The organism is Chamaesiphon sp. OTE_8_metabat_110 (genome assembly GCF_031382685.1).
Classification (GTDB): domain Bacteria; phylum Cyanobacteriota; class Cyanobacteriia; order Cyanobacteriales; family Chamaesiphonaceae; genus Chamaesiphon.
This window is the reverse complement of sequence record NZ_JANMZA010000315.1, coordinates 1-6,202: the sequence shown is the minus strand read 5'-3', so window position 1 is coordinate 6,202 and position 6,202 is coordinate 1. Positions and strand designations below refer to the sequence as shown.

Sequence of the window (6,202 nt, the reverse complement as noted above, 5' to 3'; positions counted from 1 at the left end):
GTTTAGAGGTGCAGCAAAACCACCACAAACCACATCGCCAAGTACATCGAATAAAATAATGTCGTACTCGTCAAAAGCATTTAATTCTTTGAGCAGCTTAACTGTCTCTCCTACTACATAACCACCGCAACCAGCACCAGCAGGAGGCCCGCCAGCTTCGACGCAATCTACGCCGCCGTAACCTTTATAAATAACATCTTCCGGCCAAACATCTTCATAGTGATAGTCTTTTTCTTGTAATGTATCGATAATCGTCGGAATCAAAAAACCCGTCAGCGTGAAAGTACTATCGTGCTTGGGGTCGCAACCGATTTGTAAGACTTTTTTGCCGCGTTTTGCTAATGCGACGGAGATGTTGCAACTAGTGGTGGATTTGCCAATCCCACCTTTGCCATATACTGCCAATTTCACGATCTGCTAGTCTCCAATAGTTTGTAGTGTGATAAACAAGTCGTAAGTGGTTCTCCTAATTAGGAATTAGAACGCTGACTTTGGTTAAATGTGAGTGAGTATCTATAAAATTTTTGCTACGTCTAGCATTGTCCGCTAACTTTCCCGAAAATGGGTGAAAATTTACAATTCGATCGAGTGTTTAGTTTGCTTAATATTTTTCATTGCAGATGTCTCGATCGAGCTGTTTGCATTTTAGCTAGCTTTTACAGCTAAAAATCAGCGCGGGTCGGCTCTGCCTGGTAATTTGTAACTAAATAGCAACAATAGCAAATAATACTCAAACGCAATCAGAGAGCAGATAATCTGCAACTATTCCCCGTAGTCGTGTGGATTGGATGCGAGTAAAGGTCATAGGCGACTAGTCAGATAGTCGGATAGCTCGAACTGTAGACTCAAATGGCGTTAATCGGCGATAATGAGCGATCGAAACAGCAATTAAATCTTGGTTCGATCGGACATTTGTAAACATTAGTTAATTTTCTAAATTAGCGATATTTTTGTAAAAAAAAGTTAAGTTAGCGCAATAGATCGTGGCAAAATGTTTGAGAACGATCGGAGAGTAACCTTGTGATTTCAGTTGAGTACGTTCTCGCAGATCCAGAATTTAGACCACAACGAGCGGTGGATCGTGCTGCCGCTCTGGATGTGAAGGCTTATTTGCCAATCGCACCTACAGGCGAGGCGTGGGAGTCAGTCAAAGCAATACAGGCTGACTTTCAGCATCGATATCCCACAGGTTCGCTGTATATCAATGGCAAGCAAATCGCGGCAACGTTGACGCTAGAGATATTGCAGCAACACGAACCACAACTGCGATTTTTCACCCTCGCTCCAGGCGAACAAAAAATCGTCAATGCGGGATTTAAGGTGGGTTTGAGTACGGATGACCCCAACAAGATTGCTACCATGCTGGTGTGCCCCAGAAGTGGCTTAGCGTGCAAAAATTCGATTACAGTCATCAACGCACCAGGAATTGTGGACGAACACTATCCCGACTGGGTGGGGATTGGGTTAGTCAATCACGGTAGGGATTTACATCTATTCAGTCATGGCGCGCGCATCGCTCAGGTGATGTTTCTTGAGGTGTGTGTGGCGCAGGAGCGGGTAGTAGATGCGTTGACGACGGTAGGTGAACGCAAGGGTGGATTCGGACATACAGGGGTTTAAAAGATTAAATTTATCTTCCCTTTTTTAATTGCGCCAACGCAGCTTCAGCAGCCTGTTTCTCGGCATCTTTTTTACTACGTCCTTTACCCTCACCGCATAATTTGTCGCCGACATAAACCTTCGATACAAATTCTGGGCTATGATCCGAACCACCTTTTTTTTCGGTGATATATTTAGGCGGAGTTGTGGCACCATTAGCCTGGACAAAGGTCTGAAATTTATTTTTTGGATCCACAGTGGAATGATTTAGCTTAGTTCCTTGAGGGACAGAATCAAATAACTCATGGATTGAGGAACGAATTGCCTCAATATTGCAGCCTTTATCTAAATAGTAAGCTCCAATAACAGCCTCGAAAGTACTACTAAGCAAGTTTGGACTCTGATAAACGCCAGCTCGAATTAAACCACCACCTAATCGCATTCTGAAATCTAGTCCAACTTCATTAGCAAATTTGGCAAGTTGTTTTTCATCGACAAGTGCAGCACGTCTTCGCGTCATTTCATCTTCTCCCATTTCAGGGTGACGTTGATATAAATATTCGCCACTGATAAATGTGAGAATGGCATCTCCAAAAAATTCTAGCCGTTCGTTATCGCTAGTTTCGTCGGGGTGTTCGTGAGCGTAGGAGCGGTGAGTAAGTGCCTGACGCAGTAGCTTTTCGTCATTAAATAATAGTAGTTTATGCACGATCTGATTTTTAAAAAATTATGGGTCACAGATCCCCAATTTCTTGAAGAAGTCGGGGATATAAGTAGTTGTGTTATGTAAGTTAATTTAACTAGCAGGATTTACAATTTTTTTGAGGAGGATAGAGGCTATTACCACGAGAATTATTACAAGGAAAGCAAGCTAATCGCAGATTTTCTAACGAGTCAGAACCACCTTTGCTTTTTGGTTTGAGATGATCGAGAGTTAACTTATCCGATGGTAAAGTACACTCGCACCACCAGCATTTAGAGCCAAATTCTATGAGAAGTATATTCTTATTCGATCGTTTCCGATTAGGAGTCATAATTGAAACTATTTGTTAGAGAGGACTAACAAACAAACACCAAAAATAGTATAGAAACTTCGCTAAAATAAGCAAATTCTCTACTCTTGTACTTAATCATAACCGTCTCAAACGCACTATCTCCAAGCCTCACGCCAGCGCATACCGAGTATGCGGAACCAGCGATTACTTGGGCTAAATCTTAGCCTCAGACAGTCGTTAACCCAGAATACTGGATATGCGCTAGCGTGAGAATCGGAGATAGTGCCCATGAGACGAACATCTAAGCATTGATATTCATCTGTATGAGTCAAAGATAAGGTATGAAATTATACTTGTCAATACTCAAAATTTGTTTTCAGGGGAAAGTCGCAGTTATCGGCATTCGTGCTGTTCGATCCCACCGTCTAATGGTAAGGTCGCGTGAGTCGATCGAATGATATAATAATGGGCTTTGGCAAATCACTCGACCGCCCTTATGCGGCGCGCAAGCTTCGTGTATGAATATAGTAGATAAGACATACTTAGAGATCCTCGATCGAATCCTCACGGAGGGTACTAGAGAAACTAACCGCACAGGTACCGATACAGTCTCGTTATTCGGATTGAGCTATCGGCTACCTGTCACGGCTGAAGCCTTCCCGATTTTGACTCACAAGAAGATTCAATGGCGGAGCTTGGTGACGGAAATGATTTGGTATCTCTCTGGCGAACCGCATATTCGCAATCTCCAGCAATATACTAAAATTTGGGATGCTTGGAGCGATGCGGATGGTAATTTAGAGACTGCTTATGGTAGGTTCTGGCGATATTATCCAGTTCCCGATTATGCGGCTCCGATTCGGCGCGAAGATAGTAATTATTTGTGCCATGGTGAATCGTTGGTTAATCTCACAGACAGTAAGTATCGACACGATTTAGTTATTGATGCAGAGCAAAATATAATTCTGCCATGTTTCGATCAATTGAGATGGGCAATTGATGAATTAAAACGCAATCCTCGATCGCGTAGACTGCATATTACTGCTTGGTACCCACCGAATGCGACTGTGAGTAAGTTACCACCTTGTCACCATAGTTTTACGTTAAATTATCAAGGTGGTAAACTAAATTTACATCTCCAACAGCGATCGTCAGATCATTGTGTGGGCAATCCGTTTAATTTAACTTGCTATTCATTACTATTATTACTAATCTGTCGAGAAGTTGAGCTTGCACCAGGAGATTTTTATCACTCGATTACTGACGCACATATCTATGTAGATCATATCGAACCTTACAAGAAGGCTAGTCGGGAGACTTACGATCTACCGCAATTAGATTTGAGTCAATTGGGCGATCGATCGATGTTCGATTTGACTTATGATGATATCGATCGGATTCAATTAGTTAATTATCAACACGGTGCCTTTATTAAATTACCAGTAGCTATTTAGGGAATAGGGAATAGGGAATAATTATTATGGTACAAAAAATTTTAATTGCAGCGATCGATAAAGATGGTGGTATCGGAAAGGATGGTTATATGCCGTGGCATTATCCAGCGGATCTGAAACTATTTATGAACCTGACGATGGGTAATACGATCGTGATGGGACGTAAGACTTTTGATGGAATGTTCGATCGAGAGAAAGCACCATTAAAGGGCAGACAAAATATCGTCGTCACATCGCAAGCAGAGCAGTATCGATCGCGATTTGCCGATAAATATTCAGCAGCAGAATTGACTTTTACTGACGATCTTAATTGTAAAGATATCGAACTAGCAGCAGATACTAAAGTATTTTACTGTGGTGGAGCCAACCTATATCAACAGGTACTAGATCTGGTCAATCTCGATATTATCTATCTTTCTCGCTTGGATGAAAGTTATGATTGCGATACATTCTTTCCTCGCAATCCAGAATCGATCGACAAACAATTTGAGCCATATCTACCACCTCATTTTATTAATAGTTTCTCCGATACAATGGCTGGCAAAAACCCTTTTACTTTTCAAATATATACGCCAAAGCCACTGATAATATACTAGTATTTATCATATTGTGATTAGCTTAAATCTAATTGGTGGGCAATGCCCACCCTAATATTAATTACTATCCACTATCCACTATCCACTATTCACTAACCCATGTACGATATTTCTTCGCGTCCGACTTGGGATGAATATTTCATGATGTTGGCAAAATTAACTGCTACAAGATCTACCTGTTTAGCATTTCCAGTAGGTGCGGTAATTGTCAAAGATCGCCAAGTTTTATCGACTGGGTATAATGGTTCGCCATCGGGTTCGGTACATTGTACGACGCAGGGCTTTTGCTATCCCGAATTGAGTGCGTGTAATGCGAGTAAGATTTTGCCATCTCGATCGGTACATGCGGAGGCAAATGCGATCGCGCAAGCTGCTAAGCACGGCATTTCGACGGGTGGGGCGAATATTTATGTAACGTTAGAACCTTGTTTGTCTTGCTTGAAAATTATTATTTCTGCTGGGATTCGCGAGGTATTTTATGAGACGACATTTAATAGTGGCGACAATCTTAAAGTTCGCGATTTGTTACTACAAGATAGCTCGATAAAGCTGATTCCAATTCAGGTATCGGCAGCAACAGCACAACGTTCGGCGGCATTTTTACTAAACCCGACATCTGTCGAAACTGAGAGTTAGGGATAGATAATCAAAAGAGGCTTTCGATCGAGTCGCTCAACCCACAGGCAAAGTAACAAAATCGAAACCCCCTTTGTCAATACTCACATGGCTAAACTAGCGACGGGGTACTAGATTTTGGTAATCAATGTTGTAAGGTGAGATTGCTTGAGGCTGATTGCCGATCTTGCCCAAACTTTTTGCCATTGCGAGATACTGCGAGGGATCGCCTGCTTTGGCTTTTTTCTCTTGGGGAGTGAAGCCACGGACAGCAGCTTGCCAAGAAGCTTTGGGGAAGCCGAGTTTGCCGCGATAATAAGCATCGTAGCGAGGCGATTGGATGTTAAATGGTAACTCGCTTGCGCCGGAGGGTAATACTCGCCGACGTTGGAAGGGAACGATGCTATCGCCGAAGTTTTCGAGATATTCATCGCTGTTGAGCAAGTCGTTAATGAAGCCAGCACGACCTTTAGTGCCAATAACGATCGACCAAGCAATTTTTTCGGCATCGTTGTACACATCGCGTCCTAGCACCTTCTGGATGCAGTGCGTGACGAACCGATAGTTGTTATTGAGGTTGTAAAAACTATTGGTAAAAGTATTGGATAAGCATAAGCCCCGAATGAAGTCCCGCACGGTAATTTGACCGCTGCGGAGCTGGGATTCTAGGAACTTTTCGCGATCGGCAGCAAACGCGTGAAAGAAAATCTGGCGATAGGCAGCTCCAATGAGAATATCGATCTCGCCGGAGGATAGTAAGTTATCTGTCGAGAAAACACGCGGCTGCTCGTCCCCAGGCACTTCATAGCCCCGGACGCGAGTATTCTGACTCGAAGGGGAATATTCTAATAATGGAAGAGACATATTTTTAAAGTTATCTTCTTACGAAACTTTACAATTTCTCTCATCATAATGCCGATTTGGTGTCTACTCCCGACCCCAG

The 6,202-nt window shown here is 42.6% G+C and carries 8 protein-coding genes; 4 read left to right on the top strand and 4 right to left on the bottom strand.

Translation table 11 applies throughout. From position 1 onward, the window contains the following. On the bottom strand, nt 1-411 hold a 411-nt coding region (locus RMO52_RS11635), incomplete at its 3' end, for an AAA family ATPase (protein WP_310414234.1). Nucleotides 412-1,020: 609 nt separating this feature from the next. Between RMO52_RS11635 and RMO52_RS11630 the strand changes: the two genes are divergently transcribed. After that, nucleotides 1,021-1,620: a hypothetical protein gene (locus RMO52_RS11630; RefSeq protein WP_310414231.1), complete on the top strand. Its 600-nt coding sequence runs from the start codon at nt 1,021-1,023 to the stop codon at nt 1,618-1,620. Between the two features lie 10 nt (nt 1,621-1,630). Here RMO52_RS11630 and rnc read toward each other — a convergent pair whose 3' ends face one another. Together rnc and RMO52_RS11620 are read right to left on the bottom strand one after the other, a co-directional pair. Then, nucleotides 1,631-2,308 carry a ribonuclease III gene (rnc, locus tag RMO52_RS11625; protein ID WP_309738824.1) on the bottom strand — a complete coding sequence of 226 codons (678 nt, stop codon included), beginning with the start codon at nt 2,306-2,308 and terminating at the stop codon, nt 1,631-1,633. Between the two features lie 91 nt (nt 2,309-2,399). Then, entirely contained in the window at nt 2,400-2,633 is a 234-nt protein-coding gene (locus RMO52_RS11620; protein WP_309738822.1) for an HNH endonuclease signature motif containing protein, read from the bottom strand. A 479-nt stretch (nt 2,634-3,112) separates the two neighbouring features. Here RMO52_RS11620 and thyA point away from each other — a divergent pair, with 479 nt between their 5' ends. The 3 genes from thyA to RMO52_RS11605 all read left to right on the top strand — a co-directional run bounded on the left by thyA (nt 3,113) and on the right by RMO52_RS11605 (nt 5,280). Then, nucleotides 3,113-4,048, top strand: a complete 936-nt coding sequence (gene thyA, locus RMO52_RS11615; protein ID WP_310414228.1) for a thymidylate synthase — start codon at nt 3,113-3,115, stop codon at nt 4,046-4,048. Nucleotides 4,049-4,074: 26 nt separating this feature from the next. Continuing rightward, nucleotides 4,075-4,644, top strand: a complete 570-nt coding sequence (locus tag RMO52_RS11610; protein ID WP_309742644.1) for a dihydrofolate reductase — start codon at nt 4,075-4,077, stop codon at nt 4,642-4,644. Between the two features lie 99 nt (nt 4,645-4,743). Then, on the top strand, nt 4,744-5,280 hold the full coding sequence (locus tag RMO52_RS11605) for a dCMP deaminase family protein (protein WP_309742642.1): 537 nt from the start codon (nt 4,744-4,746) through the stop codon (nt 5,278-5,280). A 96-nt stretch (nt 5,281-5,376) separates the two neighbouring features. On the opposite strand, the gene RMO52_RS11600 is transcribed toward RMO52_RS11605, so the two are convergent. Further along, entirely contained in the window at nt 5,377-6,123 is a 747-nt protein-coding gene (locus RMO52_RS11600; RefSeq protein WP_310414224.1) for a phycobilisome rod-core linker polypeptide, read from the bottom strand. Nucleotides 6,124-6,202 lie beyond the last annotated feature (79 nt).

Coding starts and splice junctions, on each gene's coding strand:
- RMO52_RS11620 (WP_309738822.1), bottom strand. CDS start 2,633: ATGACTCCTAATCGGAAACGATCGAATAAGAATATACTTCTCATAGAA.
- thyA (WP_310414228.1), top strand. CDS start 3,113: ATGAATATAGTAGATAAGACATACTTAGAGATCCTCGATCGAATCCTC.
- RMO52_RS11610 (WP_309742644.1), top strand. CDS start 4,075: ATGGTACAAAAAATTTTAATTGCAGCGATCGATAAAGATGGTGGTATC.
- RMO52_RS11605 (WP_309742642.1), top strand. CDS start 4,744: ATGTACGATATTTCTTCGCGTCCGACTTGGGATGAATATTTCATGATG.
- RMO52_RS11600 (WP_310414224.1), bottom strand. CDS start 6,123: ATGTCTCTTCCATTATTAGAATATTCCCCTTCGAGTCAGAATACTCGC.